Below are 14767 nucleotides of genomic sequence, written 5' to 3' on the forward strand. Positions count from 1 at the left end.
CGCAGCCCATGCCAAGGCGGCGCGCCGGCGCATGCGGATCAGGTGGCGGCCGGGCGCAGCGCCGACTTGGGACGAAACGCCTTGCAGACGGCCGGATCGGTTTCCATGTAGGGGCCGCCGATCAGGTCCACGCAGTAGGGCACGGCGGCGAAGATGCCGCCCACCACGCTGGCGCCGTTGGCGTCCTTCAAGCCTTCCAGCGTTTCCTGGATGGCCTTGGGCTGGCCGGGCAGGTTCATGATCAGGGCCGCGTGGTCGGCCGTCTCGCGGATCACGGCCGTCTGGCGCGACAGGATGGCGGTCGGCACGAAGCGCAGGCTGATCTGGCGCATCTGCTCGCCGAAGCCGGGCATCTCCTTGCTGCCCACGGCCAGCGTGGCCTCGGGCGTGACGTCGCGCCGCGCGGGGCCGGTGCCGCCCGTGGTCAGCACCAGGTGGCAGCGGGCCTGGTCCACCAGCTCGACCAGGGTGGCCTCGATCAACGCACGCTCGTCGGCGATCAAGCGGGTCTCGACCCGGAACGGGGTGGTCAGCGCGCGCGTGAGCCAGTCGCGCAGGGCGGGGATGCCCAGGTCCTGGTACACGCCGCCGCTGGCGCGGTCCGACACGGACACCAGGCCGATCACCAGTTCCGCATCGTTACTCATCGTCGTACTCGCCGTCTTCCCCGGCCACTTCGTCGCTGGCGGCCGGCTTGTTCTTCTTGGCCTCGACCTGCTTGAGGATCTGGAAAATCTCGCGGTAGGCCTTGGGCGGCTTGTTCTCGGCCTGCTCCTTGCGGGCGTTGCGGATCAGGGTGCGCAGGTGCTGCGCGTCCAGTTCCGGGTTCTCCGCCAGCAGCACGGTGAGCGCCTTGTCGTCGGCCAGCAGCTTCTCGCGGCGCCGTTCCAGCGCGTGCATGGCGGCCGTGTCGGCCTTGGAGGCGCCTTTCCAGCCGTCGATGGTCTTCTGGATCAGGGCCACTTCGGCCTCGTCCAGCGTGCGCATCTTCTTGCCCACGAACTGCATCTGGCGGCGCCGGCCTTCGTGGTTGGTGATGGTCTGGCATTCGAGGATGGCGTCGCGCACGTCCTCGGGCATGGGCACGCGCTTGACGCGGTCGCGCGGCTCGGCCACCAGCGCCTCGCCCAGTTCCTGCAGCGCGTTCATCTGGCGCTTGAGCTCCGATTTGGATGGGCGTTCGTATTCCTGCTCGAACTCGGATGATTGGTAGCCGACGGCACCGCGGTTAGGATTTACCATAATATTAACTTGCGGTTTGGCGCAAAGGCCGCCCCTATAAACTGTAAACGACTGCTATGATAACTGTTTTAGCGGTCATCCGAAGAAATCACCACATGAGCGACTCCGTTTTTACCCATAGCCAGGACCAATTGAAACAGCTCGCACGCGACGTGCTCGGGTACGCCCGCGAGAAAGGCGGCACCGATTGCGCCGTCGAGATCAGCGAGGGCAGCGGCCTGTCCGTCTCGGTCCGCAAGAGCAAGATCGAGACGATCGAGCAGAACCGCGACAAGGGCATGGGCGTGACGGTGTTCATCGGCCAGAAGCGCGGCAACGCCAGCACCTCCGATTTTTCGCCGGCTGCCCTGCGCGCCACGGTGGAAGCGGCCTACAACATCGCCTGCTTCACGGCCGACGACGATTGCGCCGGCCTGGCCGACGCCGACATGCTGGAAATGGCGCCGCGTGACCTGCAGCTGTTCTACCCCTGGCATATCTCGACCGAGCAAGCCGTGGCGCTGGCCCAGCGCGCCGAGGCGGCCGCGTTCGCCGTCGACCCGCGCATCACCAACAGCGAGGGCGCCGGCGTGCACGTGCAGCAGTCGCACTTCGTGTCGGCCAATTCGCGCGGTTTCATCGGCGGCTATCCCTATTCGCGCCATACGCTGTCGGTGGCGCCCATCGCCGGCAAGGGCGCCAAGATGCAGCGCGACGACTGGTACAGCTCGGTGCGCGATCCGGCCAAAATGTCCTCGCCCGAGGCGATCGGCCGCTACGCCGCCGAACGGGCACTGGCGCGCCTGAACGCGCGCAAGATCGACACCCGCACCTGCCCCGTGCTGTTCGAGGCGCCGCTGGCGGCCGGCCTGTTGGGCGCCTTCGTGCAAGCCACGTCGGGCGGCGCGCTGTACCGCAAGTCCACCTTCCTGCTCGACTCGCTGGGCAAGGCGGTGTTCCCGTCCCACATCCAGGTCACGGAAGACCCGCACATCATCGGCGCCGTCGGCTCGGCCCCGTTCGACGAGGAAGGCGTGCGCACCGTCAAGCGCGACGTGGTCAAGGATGGCGTGGTGCAGGGCTACTTCCTGTCGACCTATTCGGCCCGCAAGCTGGGCATGAAAACGACGGGCAACGCGGGCGGTTCCCACAACCTGTCGCTCACTTCGTCCAATACAAAACCGTCGGACGACTTCGTCGCCATGTTGAAGAAGATGGGCACCGGCCTGCTGGTGACGGAGCTCATGGGCCAGGGCACCAACTACGTGACGGGCGATTATTCGCGCGGCGCCTCCGGCTACTGGGTCGAGAATGGCGTAATCCAGTATCCGGTCGAGGAGATCACCATCGCCGGCAACATGAAGGACATGCTGGCCCAGATCGTGGCCGTGGGCGCCGATGTGCTGGTGCGCGGCACCAAGCAGACTGGCTCCATCCTGATCGAGAAGATGGTGGTGGCCGGCGCCTGATCGCCCGTCGATCTGCGCCGCAGTGCAGCACGGCCGCCTTGTGCGGCCGTCTTTATTTTCGTTGCAAGCTTTCCGCACTACTCATACACTGTGACGTGCATCAGCGTTATGCCTTCACACACACAGAGGAGATAAACAGCATGGAACGTCGTTCCTTCCTGAAGAAAGCGGCAGCGGGCACGGGCGCCGGCGTGATCGCCGCACCGGCCCTGGCGGCCGACGCCCTGCCCACCATCAACTGGCGCCTGGCGTCGAGCTTCCCCAAATCGCTCGACACCATCTTTGGCGCGGCCGACACCTTCACGCGCCGCGTGCACCAGCTCACGGGCGGCAAGTTTAATATCCGCAGCTTCGCGGCCGGCGAGATCGTCCCCGGCCTGCAGGTGATGGACGCGGTGCAGGCGGGCACGGTGGAGATGGGCCACAGCGCCTCGTACTACTACTTCGGCAAGGACGCTACCTTCGCCTTCGACTGCGCCGTGCCGTTCGGCCTCACGTCGCGCCAGCACACGGCCTGGTTCGACCAGGGCGGCGGGCGTGACCTGACGCGCGAGTTCTTCAAGGGCTACGGCATCATCAACTTCCTGGGCGGGAATTCGGGCACCCAGATGGGCGGCTGGTTCCGCAAGGAAGTCAAGACCGTGGCCGACCTGAAGGGCACCAAGATGCGCATCGGCGGCTTTGCCGGCAAGGTGATGGAGCGCCTGGGCCTGGTGCCGCAGCAGCTGGCCGGTGGCGACATCTACCCGGCGCTGGAAAAGGGCACCATCGACGCGGCCGAGTGGGTCGGCCCGTACGACGACGAAAAGCTGGGCTTCTACAAGGTGGCGCCGTACTACTACGCGCCGGGCTGGTGGGAGGCGGGCGCCAATTTCTCGTTCTACGTCGGCATCAAGGAATGGGAAAAGCTGCCCAAGGAATACCAGGCCGCGCTGGAAGTGGCGACCTATGAGGCGCACGTGGTGATGCAGGCCGAGTACGACGCCAAGAACCCGGTGGCGCTGGCGCGCCTGCTGAAGAACGGCGTCAAGCTGCGCAACTTCCCGAAAGACACGATGGACGCGTGCTACAAGGCGGCCAACGACGTGATGAACGAGGAAGCGGCCAAGAACGCCAAGTTCAAGAAGATCTACGAGCCGTGGAAGCGCTTCCGCCAGGACCAGAACCAGTGGGCCTCGGTGGCCGAGGCGACCATGCAGAACTACCTGATCAGCGCCGGCCGCGGCGGCCGTTAAGCCCGCAATGAACAATTGGGGACGTGGCACATTATCCCGGTGTGTGCTACGTCCCCATTTGTTTTTACGTAGTGTCCCTTATTGAAGCGCGGCGGCATACGGGGCGATACTGGTAGTTTTCCCGCCAGAAAACTTGTTGATTTTATTATTCGGCGGTTCACCATCAACGGAGATATCAACATGCGCAAATTCATTTCGGCATTCCTGGTCAGCGCGCTGTGCCTGGTCAGCAACTGCTACGCGGAAGAACACGGGACGGCCGAGCAGGCCGTGCAGATGGTGCACAAGGTGATCGCCGCCATCAAGGCCAATGGCCGCGACAAGACCATCGCGGAGATCAATACCCTCAGCCCCACCTATCGCGACCGCGACCTGTACGTGACCATCATGGACTTGAAGGGCGTGGAACTGGCCCATGGCGCCAACAAGCGCATGCAGGGCGTGAACCTGATCGACATCAAGGACCAGGATGGCAAGCTGTATATCCGCGAGCGCCTGGAAATGGCCAAGACCAAGGGCAAGGGCTGGCAGGACTACAAGTTCGTCAATCCCATCTCCAAGGAACTGGAGCCGAAGTCCATGTATTTCGAAAAATACGAAGACCTGATCGTCAGCTGCGGCATCTACAAGGACAAGTAAGCATCTACTTTCCACAGCGCGCGCTGGCCGGCTGGCCGCACACGATCAGCCGCTCCACGTCCGGGTTGCCCAGGTAGTCCAGGTGGGCCAGGTCGGGCCGCTCCAGCAGCCCAAGCCAGGTGGGGGCGTTCGAGACGAGGACGTTGAACACCACCACGCCGGCGCCGTCGTAGCGTTGCGGCGGCAGGGTGTAGGACAGCAGGTCGTTCGGGTCGGTGAAGCCGACCAGCACCAATGGCGGCGTGATCACCCCCGCCTTCGCCGGCGTTGTCGTTGCCACCGCTGCGCCCGCGCGGCGCAAGGCCAGCAGCTGCTGCAAGCTGTCTGGCGGTGCGGCCGGGGCGCGCATCTCGTTGCCAGCCGCCAGCGGCTGATCGGCCATCGCCAGCAACGGAATCTGGTTGGCCGCCATCACCAGGTAGCGCAGCCGGTCCACGGCTTGCCGCGCCAGCCGCGCCGCCGGCGAGGCACTGTCTTCGCTTGTCATGCGCAACAGCGTGTCGAACAGCAGCTTGCTGCCCATGCTGTGCGAGATCACCACCAGCGGCACTTGCGCCGCCTGGCTCCCCGCCTGTTCTTCATTTTCCTTCTGCCGTGCCGCCAGCACCTGCACGATGGCGTCGCGCATGGCCAGCTGCATCCGCTCGCGCGCGGCGCCTTCGTAGATGATGGCGTCGGGCAGGCAGTCGTCCACCAGCGTGTCCTTGCCGCGCGCGTTCAGGCGTGCGCGCGTGAGGCCGAGCGTGGGCTGGCCTGCGCATTCGGGGGATGCTTCGCTGTGGTCGTAGCACAACTGGCTTTTGATGCGGCGGGTCAGGGGCGACCAGATCAAGGCGTCCACGCGCAGCTTGCCGTAGCGGGTGGCCAGTGTGGTGGGGACAATCTGCACGCGGCCATCCTCGGCCGGCGGCGGGGCCGGGGCCGGCCCGGGCGATGCGGCGCCCATGGCCTGGCCCAGCTGGGTGGCCACGCGCGGGGCCCAGCTGGCGTCGTGGCTGCAGATGCCGTGCACCAGCAGCACGTCGACCGGCTGGCCGCCGGCATTGGCCAGCAGGTCGGCCAGGCCGGGGAAGCGGGTGTCGGCCTGCAGGTTCACGGGGGGATGGTAGGGCGTGCCGCACGCGGTCAGCAGCAGATTGGCCAGCATGGCCAGCATGCAGGCCCGGCGTGGCGACGGGCAGGTGGGCAGCTTCATGGCGGATCTCCGTAGCGGCGCGTGGGCGCGCGATGGAGTCCAGTGTATTTTTCCTGCGGCCGCCAGCTTTGCGGCGCCGCAGGGGAGGCGCTGGTATGTGCCCTGCGTGTTGCCTGTTGATGGCCTGGGTGTGGCCTGGGTGTGGCCTGTCCGTGGCCTGTATTTGGCCCGTGTGTGGCCGGTGCGTGGCCTGTGCGTGGCCAGCGTGCGGCGGCTGGGCGATTGGCGTGGTTTAGTGCGGGCGGTGCGGATTGGTGCGCCGTCCCAGCACGATGTGCAGCACGAACAATGCCCCCGTGGCCAGCCCCACCACCCAGTGCAGCGCCGACCACACGGGGCGGTCGCTCTCGCCGGCCAGGTAGTACAGGCCAAAGCCGGTGGCGATCAGGAACAGCATGGTGATGATCATGCCCCAGCCCGTGGCCAGGTTGCGGCCGGCCTTGAGGGCGCGCCGGATGTGGGCGTTCATCAGGCTACCCAGGAAGAACAGGGTCAGCATGACGGCCGCGCCGTGCAGCTTCATCGACCACGGTTCCAGCGGGTGCACGGTTTCGCCGAATTGGCCGGCCTGGCGCAGCCAGTAGCGCGCCACCAGCCAGGCGGCGCCGCTGGCCAGCAGCAGGGCCAGGCTGGCGTACACGCAGCGGCGGTGCCAGCGTTCCAGCTTGAGGTTGATATGGAGCCGGGCCGCGGCCCGTTGTTGGGTGGTCTGGGTATGCATCGCCGAGATTATAAGCGAAGCGCGCTGGCGCCCATGGCGCGCAGCGCCGGATGGTTGCAGTCGCCGCTGGCCAGCACCACCTTGGTCAGCGCGTCGGCCACGGCGCAGCTTTCGGCCCGCACGGAGACGCTGGCGCCATCCGTGATGGGGGCGCCGTCGCGGCCGTCCACCAGCGCGCTGACGGTGTGCCCGGCGTGCTGGCGCGCCGTGAAATAGTTGGCCGAGGTGGCCAGCGCCTCGTTGCGGATGGTGACGCGGGCGCCCGCCTGCGCCAGCGCGCGCGGATCGCGGATCGCCACCGGCCAAGGCGCTTCGCCCATGGCGCGCAGGTCGCCGCCGGCGTTGACGCAGGCGTTCACCACGCCGGCTTCGCGCAGCGCGGCGATGGCCAGGTCCACGGCGTAGCCCTTGGCGATGCCGCCCAGGTCCACCCACCCCGGCGCCGCCTTGCGCACCATGTGGTTGGCCTCGCAGCGCAGCACCGTCACGCCGGGGCGGTAGGCCGGCAGGTCGGGGTGCGGCGCGGGCAGGCAGTTCCAGTCCACCAGGCGCGGCGCGCAGGCGATGTTGAAGATGCCGTCCGATTGATCGGCCACTTGCTGGGCCAGGTGCAGCACCTGCCAGGTGTGGGGATGGACGGCGATGGTTTCGCTGGCCCAGGCCAGGTTGAGGCGGGCCACGTCGCTGGCGCCGTCGTGGAAACTCATCAGGCGGTGCACCAGCGCCACTTGCGCGAACGCTTGCGTGATGGCCTGTGAGGCCGCTTGCTGGGCGTCCGGGGCCAGGTCGGCGCCGGCCACGGTGATCTCCACCATGGTTCCCAGCCAGGGCTGGGCGCGCCGTATCATTTTTTCAGTACCACCTGGGCGATGGCGGCGATGCGCCGCACGCCATCCGTCAGGTGGGTGCACGACAGCGTGGCGCCGCTGATGTTGGCGATGCCGTCGCCGATGGCCAGTCCCGCTGGCGCCGTCTTGCCGACGAACTGGCGGCGCCAGGCCGGGGTGCGGATTTCGCCGCCGTGGCTTTCGCGGTAGGTCAGGATTTCCACTTGCCGGATGGTGGCGTCCGGATTGAGGCCGACGGCGTACGAGATCAGCTCGAACTTGCCGATCACGTCGTCGAGCACCATGTAGCCGAGCAGGGCGTCGCCCTTGTAGGCGCCGAACACGCGCCAGTTCACGGAGCGGGCCGGCAGGCCGGCCAGCTTTTCCACCTGCTGCATCTGCGGCAGGGTGAGCGCCACGTTCTGTTCGCGGAAGCTGGTGGCGTCCGCGAACATGAGTTTTTGCGCCTGCTCCACGTTCAGGTACTGGGTGGCGAAGGCGGGCGCGCAGGCGGCGCCGGCCGCCAGCGGGATCAGGGCAAGGTAGCGCATGGCCGGCCCCCGTATCAGTAGGAGAAGCCCACGCCCAGGTTCAGGCGGTCGCGGGTTTTGTCTTCGCGGAATTTCTGGTAGTCGGCCTTCAGCACCACGCCTTCGCCCACTTTCAGGTTGGCGCCCACGGTGGCCACTTTCTCGTCCGTGCCGGTGGCCACGTCCAGCCCTTGCGGCAGGGCGGCGTAGGTTTTGGCCGTGTTGAACTGCTCGTAGCGCACGAAGGGGCTCAGCACGTAGTCGCCCGACTTGAGCAACTGGTAGGCCGCCTGCATATACCAGCCGGCGAAGCTGCTCGGCACCGGGGTGGGGCTGCCCACCAGCGTGGCGTTGAGCGCTTCCGTGTTGCTGATCTGGCCGCGCGCATACAGGGCCGCCAGGTCCCAGTGGCCCGGCGTGTAGCGGGTGTGCAGGTCGTACACGGTGACGCGGGCGTCCTGGCCGGCGAAACCGGCCGCCTTGTGGCCAGCCTTGCCGGTGAAGACGGAGCCGCCCACCAGCAGGCCGGGCACGCCGCGCCAGTTCAGGGCCGCGTGCACGCTCAGGTCGCGCGACTTGGCTTGCTGGCCTTCCTGGTGGATGGCGCCCAGCGGCGATTCGCGGCCTTCTTCCGAGGCGGCGTCCCACTTGCCCAGGTCGAAGCCGGTGGTGATGCCCGTGTCCCAGGTCAGGCCGGCGGCCGTGTCGCCCGACAGGCCCACGCCCACTTCGCGCCAGGTGGACGGAATGATGGCCGTCTCGACGAAGTTGCGCTCGACGCCGTAGTAGGCGGTCGGCTCGTGGTTGGTGTTGAGCAGACCCGATGGGATCAGGAACAGGCCGGCCTTGCCGCGCAGGCCGTTGGAAAATTCGCGCTCGATGTACAGTTGTTCGATCTCGCTTTCGCCCTTGTCGTCAGCCGAGACGACGGCGTGTTCCCATTCGAACTCGGAGACCATCTTGGTCTTGTCGTCGAAGCGGTGGGTGATGCCGATCACGGCGCGGCGCACGTCGGCCTGGGCCGCGCTGGCGTCCTTGGTGGGGCGGTTGTAATTGATTTCGCCGTAGCCGGTGACGATGGTTTTCGGTGCGGAGGCGGCTGCCAGTTCGGCGGCCGCTTGCGGTGCGGCGGCAGGTGCAGCCGCAGCGGCGGCTGGCGCTGGTGCCGGAGCGGCGGCCATGGCTTGCTGGCGCTGCTCGACGGCTTCCGTCTTCTTCACGCTGGCGCGCAGTTCCGCCTTCAGCTGTTCCAGTTCGGCGGCCATCTTTTCGATTCGCTGCATCAGTTCCGCCTCGCCGGCCGTGGCGGCCAGCGGTGCGCCCAGGAAGGCGGCCGCCAGGGCTGCGGCGATCACGCGCTTGTTCATCATCTTGCTCATCGTTTGGCTCATCTTGTTCTCTCTCGTCTGCGGGTCTTAAGGTTGATTCTTGTAGCCGTCGGTCAGGGTGCCGAGGAACTGCACCAGGTCGTCGATCTCGGCCGGCGACAGCGCGGGCGCCATGCCGGGCTGGCGGTTGTAGGGCACTTCCTTCACGTTCACGTTGGCGCGGTATTGGGGCGGCATGTCGTTGAACTTCTCTACCGTGCCGTCGGCGTTGACCGGATACCACAGCGCCGGATTGGTGTCGCGCGTGACGTAGAAGCGCACCACGTCGGTCAGGTTGCTGAACGCGCCGTTGTGGAAGAACACCTTGCGCGTGGCCACGTTACGCAGCGTGGGTACCTTGAAGGCGCCGCACAGGTCGGCGCGCTCGGACAGGTCGGTGCGGTCCGGGCCGCACAGGCCCAGGTCGAAGTAGCTTGGGTCGGCGGTGGCGGCCAGGCGCGGGTTGCGCGGCACGCCCAGGTTGTCGAAGGTGAAGTCGGTGAACAGGGGCGCCGCGCCGTCCGCGCCGCGCGCGCTCGTGTGACAGGCCGCGCAATTGCCCTTGGTGGGGTTGTTGAACAGGGCCAGGCCGCGCAGTTCGGCGTCGGCCAGTTTCACTTTACCGGCCAGGAACAGGTCGTACTTGGAATCGTAGGGGTGGAACGACGGGTCTTCCAGCTGGAACTGCTGCAGTGCGTAGGTCATGCGGCTGAACGCCTGCTCGGGCTGGTCGAGGATGGTGTCGCCGAACTGCTGGCGGAAGCGGGCCGCGTACGACGTCTGTTTCAGGCGCGCGATCACGTCGGCTACGCTGGCGTTGGCCATTTCGTGCGGCGCCAGGAACGGACGCTGGCCCTGCTCGGCCAGCGACTGGGCGCGGCCGTCGCGGTCGAAACCGCCCGTGGGCGTACCATCCTTGGCGAACGCGAAGGCGGGCGTGCGTTCCAGGTAGCGCAGCGACGGCACGGCGCGGAAGCCGGGCGTGGTGCCGTCCGGGCCGCCCGGTTCCGCCGCCAGCGCGCTGGTGGGGCCGTGGGCGTTGGCCGGGTTGTGGCAGCTGGCGCAGGACTGGCGGCCGGAGGCGGACAGCGACTGGTCGCTGAAGATCAGCGCCCCCAGTTGGGCCGGTTCGCTCAGGCTGGAGGTGGGCGTGGGGGCGGTGCTGTTACCGGAGGTGGAACCGCCGCCGCAGGCGCTCAGGGCCAGCAGCAGGGCGGCGCCCGCCAGGCGCGTCATGGTCGCGGAAAGAGTCATTCGCATTGCAATGAAGTTGGTGGTTTAACTGCAAATGAGAATGATTATAATTTGCGATTTGTTTGAAGGCAATACGCCGGTTGGCCTAGCTTGATTTGGTGGGGGGGATTCGAAAGAGGCAAACGAGGGTCAGGTCCGGCATTCCGACATGAGTTCGTGTCTGAATGCCGGACCTGACCCCCCACAGATGTAAGTGAGTACTTACTGTGCGCGCAGCGCTTGCAACACTGGTTGCAGGATGGACTTGCCCAGTTCGGCGCTACGGGCGCCGCTCCAGCCCGCTTCGGGATCGGGATCGTTGGCGTTGTCCTTGAATGGCATTTCCAGCGTCAGCGACAGGCAGCCGAAGGCGTGGGTCACGTAGGGCGAACCCATGGTCAGCGTCTCGGCCGTGAACGGGGTGGCGCCGTAGCCATGTTCGTCCTGGAAGTCCGGGCTGGCGATCTTGAAGTCGGCGATGAACTTCTGCTGGGCCGCCGCCTGCTCGGCCGTGAACTCGGGCAGCGATTCGCTGCCGGCCACGAACACGTAGGGCAAACCTTCGTCGCCGTGCACGTCGAGGAACAGGTCGCAGCCCACTTCGTGCATCTTCTCGCGCACCAGGAACACTTCCGGGCTGCGCGCCATGGTCGGGTTCATCCACTCGCGATTGAGGTTGGCCCCGGCCGCGTTGGTGCGCAGGTTGCCGCGCACGGCGCCGTCCGGATTCATGTTCGGCACCACGTAGAATTCGGCCTCCGCCAGGCACTGGCGGCCGAACGGGTTGGCCGGGTCCAGCAGCGCTTCGACCATGCCTTCGACGAACCATTCAGCCATCGTTTCGCCGGGATGCTGGCGGGCGATCACCCACACTTTTTTCTCGGCGGCCGGATTGCCGATCACCAGCATGTTGAGGTCGCGGCCGTCCACGGTGCTGCCCAGGTCCACCAGCTGCACCAGCGGCGACAGCTGTGCCGAATCGAGCAGGGCAAGGTGGCGCTCCCACGAGTAGGGCTCGAAATAGGCGTAGTACACGCTGTCGTGGGTAGGCGTGTGGTCGATCGTCATGACCTGGCCGTCGAAGCTGGTGGGCACGCGGAACCAGGTTTCGCGGTCGTAGCTGGCCACGGCCTCGTAGTCCTTCCAGCCGTCCGGGTAGGCGCTCTGGCCGGCGTTCAGGAAGCGCATGGTGAGCGCCGTCTCGCGCGCGCCCTGCACGCGGAAGAAGAACCACTGGGTGATGTCGGCGTGCGAGTCCTTGCGGATATTGAGCTCGATGGCGGAAGGGTCGTCCGCGCGCAGCACGTCGATCGCGCCGGCATCGAATTGATGGCTGATTTTGATGGGCATTGCTTAGGGTCCTGTTGGATTCAGAGAAAAAAGTGGACTGCGCTTGTGGCGCAATTGTCGCAATGATACAAGCTTTGGCGCCGTGCAGCCCGCAAACGGGGCGTGCGCGATTGCCCCTCTGGCAAGATGGCTCTACACTTAACGGCCCGCTTGTCGTTCCAGTGCAACCAACTTTGGAGTCCAGTTCATGCAGCGTCGTTCCTTCCTCACCAAATCGGCCGCCGGCGCCACCGCCGCCGCCTTGTCCGCGCCAGCGCTGGCGCAAAGCCAGCCCGCCATCAACTGGCGCCTGACGTCCAGCTTCCCCAAGACGCTCGATACCATCTTCGGCGCCTGCGACAAGTTCAGCAAGCGCGTGGCCGAGCTCACGGGCGGCAAGTTCGTGATCCGCAATTTCGCGGCCGGCGAGATCGTGCCCGGCTTCCAGGTGCTGGACGCGGTGCAGGCCGGCACGGTGGAGATGGGCCACACGCCGTCCTACTACTACTTCGGCAAGGACCCCGCGTTCGCGTTCGACTGCGCCGTGCCGTTCGGCCTCACGTCGCGCCAGCAGACCGCGTGGTTCGACCAGGGCGGCGGCCGTGAGCTGATGCGCGAATTTTTCAAGGGCTACGGCATCGTCAACTTCATGGCCGGTAACACGGGCACCCAGATGGGCGGCTTCTATCGCAAGGAGATCCGCTCCGTGGCCGACATGAAGGGCATGAAGATGCGGGTGGCCGGTTTCGCCGGCCGCGTAATGGAGCGCATGGGCGTAGTGCCGCAGCAGATTCCGGCCGGCGACTTGTACGCGGCGCTGGAAAAGGGCACCATCGACGCGGCCGAGTGGGTGGGGCCGTATGACGACGAGAAACTGGGCCTGGCCCGCGTGGCACCGCACTACTACGCGCCGGGCTGGTGGGAGGCCGGCCCGCAGCTGTCGTTCTACGTCAACCACAAGGAGTGGGACAAGCTGCCCAAGGAATACCAGGCCGCCATCGAAGCGGCCAGCTACGAGTGCCACGTGGTGATGCAGGCCGAGTACGACGCCAAGAACCCGGCTGCGCTGGCGCGCCTGCTCAAGGCCGGCATCAAGCTGCATACGTTCTCGAAGGACATCATGGACGAAGCCTACAAGGTCACCCAGCAGGTGATGGAGGAGGAAGCGGCCAAGAACGCCAAGTTCAAGAAGATCTACGAGCCATGGAAGCGCTTCCGCCAGGACCAGAACCAGTGGGCCTCGGTGGCCGAAGCGACCATGCAGAACTACCTGATCAGCGCTGGACGCAAGTAAGGCGCTGTGCCAGCCAGTCGCTCACCAGCGGCCACAGGATGGCTTCCTGCTCCCGTCGGAAGAAGCCGAAGTGGCCGATGCGCTTGAGGCCGAACTGGCCGGGACTCAGTTCGCGGTAGTCCACCTGCGCGCCGCGGTAGGCCTCGTGCAGCATGCGCGAGCCTGATTCCAGCAGCAGTTCATCATCCGTGAACGTCAGCCCCAACACGGGCTGGCGCACGCGCGCGTACGCCTCGCGCGCGCCCGGTTCGCCTTGCAGCAGGTAGTCGGGCTGCAGGCACCAGTGCCGCCACTGATACATCACGCGGCGCGGTATGTCGCCCACCACGCCGATGCGTGCGCCGGGGAAGTAGCCGAACACGGGACACAGCAACGGCGTGAACACGTGCCACATCAACGGCGCCTTGCGGCGCACGCCGGGCTGGTTGTGGCGCAGCGCGCCGCTGCCGACGGCGATGTTGATCACGCCGCTCACTTTTTCTATCGAAGGCAGCAGCGGCACCGTCTGGCCACCGAGGCTATGGCCCAGCACGAACAGCGGCAGGCCTTCCTGCGCGGCGCTGGCGTGGTGCAGCACCGCGTCGTAATCCAGTGTGACCCAGTCCGTGATGTTGGCCGTGCAGGCGCGCCGCGCGCCGTGCCGCGATTCGCCCATCCCCCGGTAGTCGAAGGTCCAGACCCGGTAACCCTGTTTGGCCAGGAAGGCGGCGAAGTCGTTGTAGAACGATTGGGGCACGGCCATGGCCGGGCCGATCACGAGGGTGGCCCGCACCGCCTGGGCCGGTTCGTGGGAATACGCGGTCAGCGCGTGGCCGTCGTGGGCGTGCAGGGTGTGGCGGGTACGGGTCATTTGCCTGGCTCCTTGTGGGCGGGGCGCTGCAGAGATAGGGTGGCGGCCAAGGCTTCGTCCGTGGCCAGGCTGCGCCAGGCAGCGGCGCTCAGTTCGTCGATGGCGGCGCGCGGGTCTTGCCGCAGCCTGCCACCCAGCCAGTGGCGCGCCAGTTCCTGCGCGGGGCCCAGCAGCAGCGGGGCGTACAGCTCGGGCGCGAGACGGCGCAAGATCCCTTGCTGGAACCAGGGCTTGAGCAGCGCCAGCATGGTTTTGAAGTGGTCGGCTGTCAGCTGGCGGATAGCCTGGTCGTGGGCCGGGCTCACAGCTTGCCGCCGCGCGAACAGGAAGCGCGCCAGTTCGGGCCGCGCCACGATCCAGTCCAGGTGGGTAGCCAGCAGGATGTGGATGGCGGCGCGCGCATCTTCCGCTTCGCGCACACCGGCCAGCAGGCCGTTCCAGTAATCGTCCAGTCCCTGCGCGAACAGCGCGGCGGCGATGTTTTCCTTGGTGCCGAAGTGGTGGTAGATGCTGCCCACAGAGGCCTGGCTGCGCTGGCGGATATCGTCGATGGTGGCCGCTTCGATGCCTTTTTCGGCGAACACGGCAAGCGCGGCGGCCAGGATGGCGCTTTTGCGGTCGAGCGGGACGGTGGTCTCGATTGTCTTCATGACTAGAATATTGTTCTAGAATCTAATTCTAGTCAAGAACATTGTCGGGTAGAGGCATCCGTGCAAAGCCGGAAGCGGGCAATGTCCGCCTTGTTGGCTGCCCTGGGCCCCTCTGGAGATGCTTCTATTTCCGCTTCTATTTTCTTCTGCTTTCTTCGGCATGAACCTATTTCGCGTTTTCCGATCTAAAGAGAAGGATGCAGAAAA

At 66.4% G+C, this 14767-nt stretch carries 15 protein-coding genes; 4 read left to right on the forward strand and 11 right to left on the reverse strand.

The features are described from left to right. Positions 1–38: 38 nt before the first annotated feature. Together mog and yjgA are read right to left on the reverse strand one after the other, a co-directional pair. Complete coding sequence (gene mog / locus H3H36_RS14125; RefSeq protein ID WP_182218641.1) at positions 39–647, reverse strand: molybdopterin adenylyltransferase; 609 nt, start codon at positions 645–647, stop codon at positions 39–41. Beyond that, the gene (gene yjgA, locus H3H36_RS14130) at positions 640–1242 is read right to left on the reverse strand and encodes a ribosome biogenesis factor YjgA (protein ID WP_182218643.1); all 603 of its coding nucleotides are present in this window, start codon (positions 1240–1242) and stop codon (positions 640–642) included. Before yjgA ends, mog begins: the two co-directional genes overlap by 8 nt. Before the next feature lie 95 nt (positions 1243–1337). On the opposite strand from yjgA, the gene pmbA reads away from it, so the two are divergent. The 3 genes from pmbA to H3H36_RS14145 all read left to right on the forward strand — a co-directional run bounded on the left by pmbA (position 1338) and on the right by H3H36_RS14145 (position 4564). Further along, positions 1338–2690, forward strand: coding sequence for a metalloprotease PmbA (gene pmbA, locus H3H36_RS14135; RefSeq protein ID WP_182218645.1), 1353 nt, complete (start codon positions 1338–1340; stop codon positions 2688–2690). A 140-nt stretch (positions 2691–2830) separates the two neighbouring features. After that, positions 2831–3925, forward strand: coding sequence for a TRAP transporter substrate-binding protein (locus H3H36_RS14140; protein WP_182218647.1), 1095 nt, complete (start codon positions 2831–2833; stop codon positions 3923–3925). A gap of 180 nt (positions 3926–4105) precedes the next feature. Further along, on the forward strand, positions 4106–4564 hold the full coding sequence (locus H3H36_RS14145) for a cache domain-containing protein (protein WP_182218649.1): 459 nt from the start codon (positions 4106–4108) through the stop codon (positions 4562–4564). Positions 4565–4568: 4 nt separating this feature from the next. On the opposite strand, the gene H3H36_RS14150 is transcribed toward H3H36_RS14145, so the two are convergent. From H3H36_RS14150 to H3H36_RS14180, 7 genes are all read right to left on the reverse strand, one after another. After that, positions 4569–5759 (reverse strand): hypothetical protein, encoded by a 1191-nt coding sequence (locus H3H36_RS14150; protein ID WP_182218652.1) that lies wholly within the window; start codon positions 5757–5759, stop codon positions 4569–4571. A 232-nt stretch (positions 5760–5991) separates the two neighbouring features. Then, positions 5992–6480: a DUF4405 domain-containing protein gene (locus H3H36_RS14155; RefSeq protein ID WP_182218654.1), complete on the reverse strand. Its 489-nt coding sequence runs from the start codon at positions 6478–6480 to the stop codon at positions 5992–5994. Positions 6481–6488: 8 nt separating this feature from the next. Beyond that, positions 6489–7328, reverse strand: coding sequence for an FAD:protein FMN transferase (locus H3H36_RS14160; protein ID WP_182218655.1), 840 nt, complete (start codon positions 7326–7328; stop codon positions 6489–6491). Next, on the reverse strand, positions 7325–7858 hold the full coding sequence (locus H3H36_RS14165) for an FMN-binding protein (RefSeq protein ID WP_182218656.1): 534 nt from the start codon (positions 7856–7858) through the stop codon (positions 7325–7327). The genes H3H36_RS14160 and H3H36_RS14165 overlap by 4 nt, the downstream gene beginning before the upstream one ends. Before the next feature lie 14 nt (positions 7859–7872). Continuing rightward, a complete protein-coding gene (locus tag H3H36_RS14170; protein ID WP_229219911.1) occupies positions 7873–9228 on the reverse strand; it encodes a putative porin in 1356 nt (451 codons plus the stop codon). 24 nt (positions 9229–9252) lie between these two features. Then, positions 9253–10464, reverse strand: coding sequence for a cytochrome-c peroxidase (locus tag H3H36_RS14175; protein ID WP_220459738.1), 1212 nt, complete (start codon positions 10462–10464; stop codon positions 9253–9255). A gap of 195 nt (positions 10465–10659) precedes the next feature. Continuing rightward, on the reverse strand, positions 10660–11787 hold the full coding sequence (locus H3H36_RS14180; protein ID WP_182218658.1) for a M14 family metallopeptidase: 1128 nt from the start codon (positions 11785–11787) through the stop codon (positions 10660–10662). A gap of 187 nt (positions 11788–11974) precedes the next feature. Here H3H36_RS14180 and H3H36_RS14185 point away from each other — a divergent pair, with 187 nt between their 5' ends. Beyond that, the gene (locus H3H36_RS14185) at positions 11975–13060 is read left to right on the forward strand and encodes a TRAP transporter substrate-binding protein (protein WP_182218660.1); all 1086 of its coding nucleotides are present in this window, start codon (positions 11975–11977) and stop codon (positions 13058–13060) included. Here H3H36_RS14185 and H3H36_RS14190 read toward each other — a convergent pair. Continuing rightward, the gene (locus H3H36_RS14190; RefSeq protein ID WP_182218661.1) at positions 13041–13910 is read right to left on the reverse strand and encodes an alpha/beta hydrolase family protein; all 870 of its coding nucleotides are present in this window, start codon (positions 13908–13910) and stop codon (positions 13041–13043) included. The genes H3H36_RS14185 and H3H36_RS14190 overlap by 20 nt on opposite strands. Next, positions 13907–14560, reverse strand: coding sequence for a TetR/AcrR family transcriptional regulator (locus tag H3H36_RS14195; RefSeq protein ID WP_182218662.1), 654 nt, complete (start codon positions 14558–14560; stop codon positions 13907–13909). The genes H3H36_RS14190 and H3H36_RS14195 overlap by 4 nt, the downstream gene beginning before the upstream one ends. Positions 14561–14767 lie beyond the last annotated feature (207 nt).

Source organism: Rugamonas fusca (genome assembly GCF_014042365.1).
Taxonomy (GTDB): Bacteria; Pseudomonadota; Gammaproteobacteria; order Burkholderiales; family Burkholderiaceae_D; genus Rugamonas; species Rugamonas fusca.

What these genes read in the sequence shown, in the direction of transcription:
- mog (WP_182218641.1), bottom strand. Translation starts at nt 647, where the DNA reads ATGAGTAACGATGCGGAACTGGTGATCGGCCTGGTGTCCGTGTCGGAC.
- H3H36_RS14190 (WP_182218661.1), bottom strand. Translation starts at nt 13,910, where the DNA reads ATGACCCGTACCCGCCACACCCTGCACGCCCACGACGGCCACGCGCTG.
- H3H36_RS14145 (WP_182218649.1), top strand. Translation starts at nt 4,106, where the DNA reads ATGCGCAAATTCATTTCGGCATTCCTGGTCAGCGCGCTGTGCCTGGTC.
- H3H36_RS14155 (WP_182218654.1), bottom strand. Translation starts at nt 6,480, where the DNA reads ATGCATACCCAGACCACCCAACAACGGGCCGCGGCCCGGCTCCATATC.
- pmbA (WP_182218645.1), top strand. Translation starts at nt 1,338, where the DNA reads ATGAGCGACTCCGTTTTTACCCATAGCCAGGACCAATTGAAACAGCTC.
- H3H36_RS14195 (WP_182218662.1), bottom strand. Translation starts at nt 14,560, where the DNA reads ATGAAGACAATCGAGACCACCGTCCCGCTCGACCGCAAAAGCGCCATC.
- H3H36_RS14175 (WP_220459738.1), bottom strand. Translation starts at nt 10,464, where the DNA reads ATGCGAATGACTCTTTCCGCGACCATGACGCGCCTGGCGGGCGCCGCC.
- H3H36_RS14150 (WP_182218652.1), bottom strand. Translation starts at nt 5,759, where the DNA reads ATGAAGCTGCCCACCTGCCCGTCGCCACGCCGGGCCTGCATGCTGGCC.
- H3H36_RS14160 (WP_182218655.1), bottom strand. Translation starts at nt 7,328, where the DNA reads ATGATACGGCGCGCCCAGCCCTGGCTGGGAACCATGGTGGAGATCACC.
- H3H36_RS14165 (WP_182218656.1), bottom strand. Translation starts at nt 7,858, where the DNA reads ATGCGCTACCTTGCCCTGATCCCGCTGGCGGCCGGCGCCGCCTGCGCG.
- H3H36_RS14170 (WP_229219911.1), bottom strand. Translation starts at nt 9,228, where the DNA reads ATGAGCCAAACGATGAGCAAGATGATGAACAAGCGCGTGATCGCCGCA.
- H3H36_RS14180 (WP_182218658.1), bottom strand. Translation starts at nt 11,787, where the DNA reads ATGCCCATCAAAATCAGCCATCAATTCGATGCCGGCGCGATCGACGTG.
- yjgA (WP_182218643.1), bottom strand. Translation starts at nt 1,242, where the DNA reads ATGGTAAATCCTAACCGCGGTGCCGTCGGCTACCAATCATCCGAGTTC.
- H3H36_RS14140 (WP_182218647.1), top strand. Translation starts at nt 2,831, where the DNA reads ATGGAACGTCGTTCCTTCCTGAAGAAAGCGGCAGCGGGCACGGGCGCC.
- H3H36_RS14185 (WP_182218660.1), top strand. Translation starts at nt 11,975, where the DNA reads ATGCAGCGTCGTTCCTTCCTCACCAAATCGGCCGCCGGCGCCACCGCC.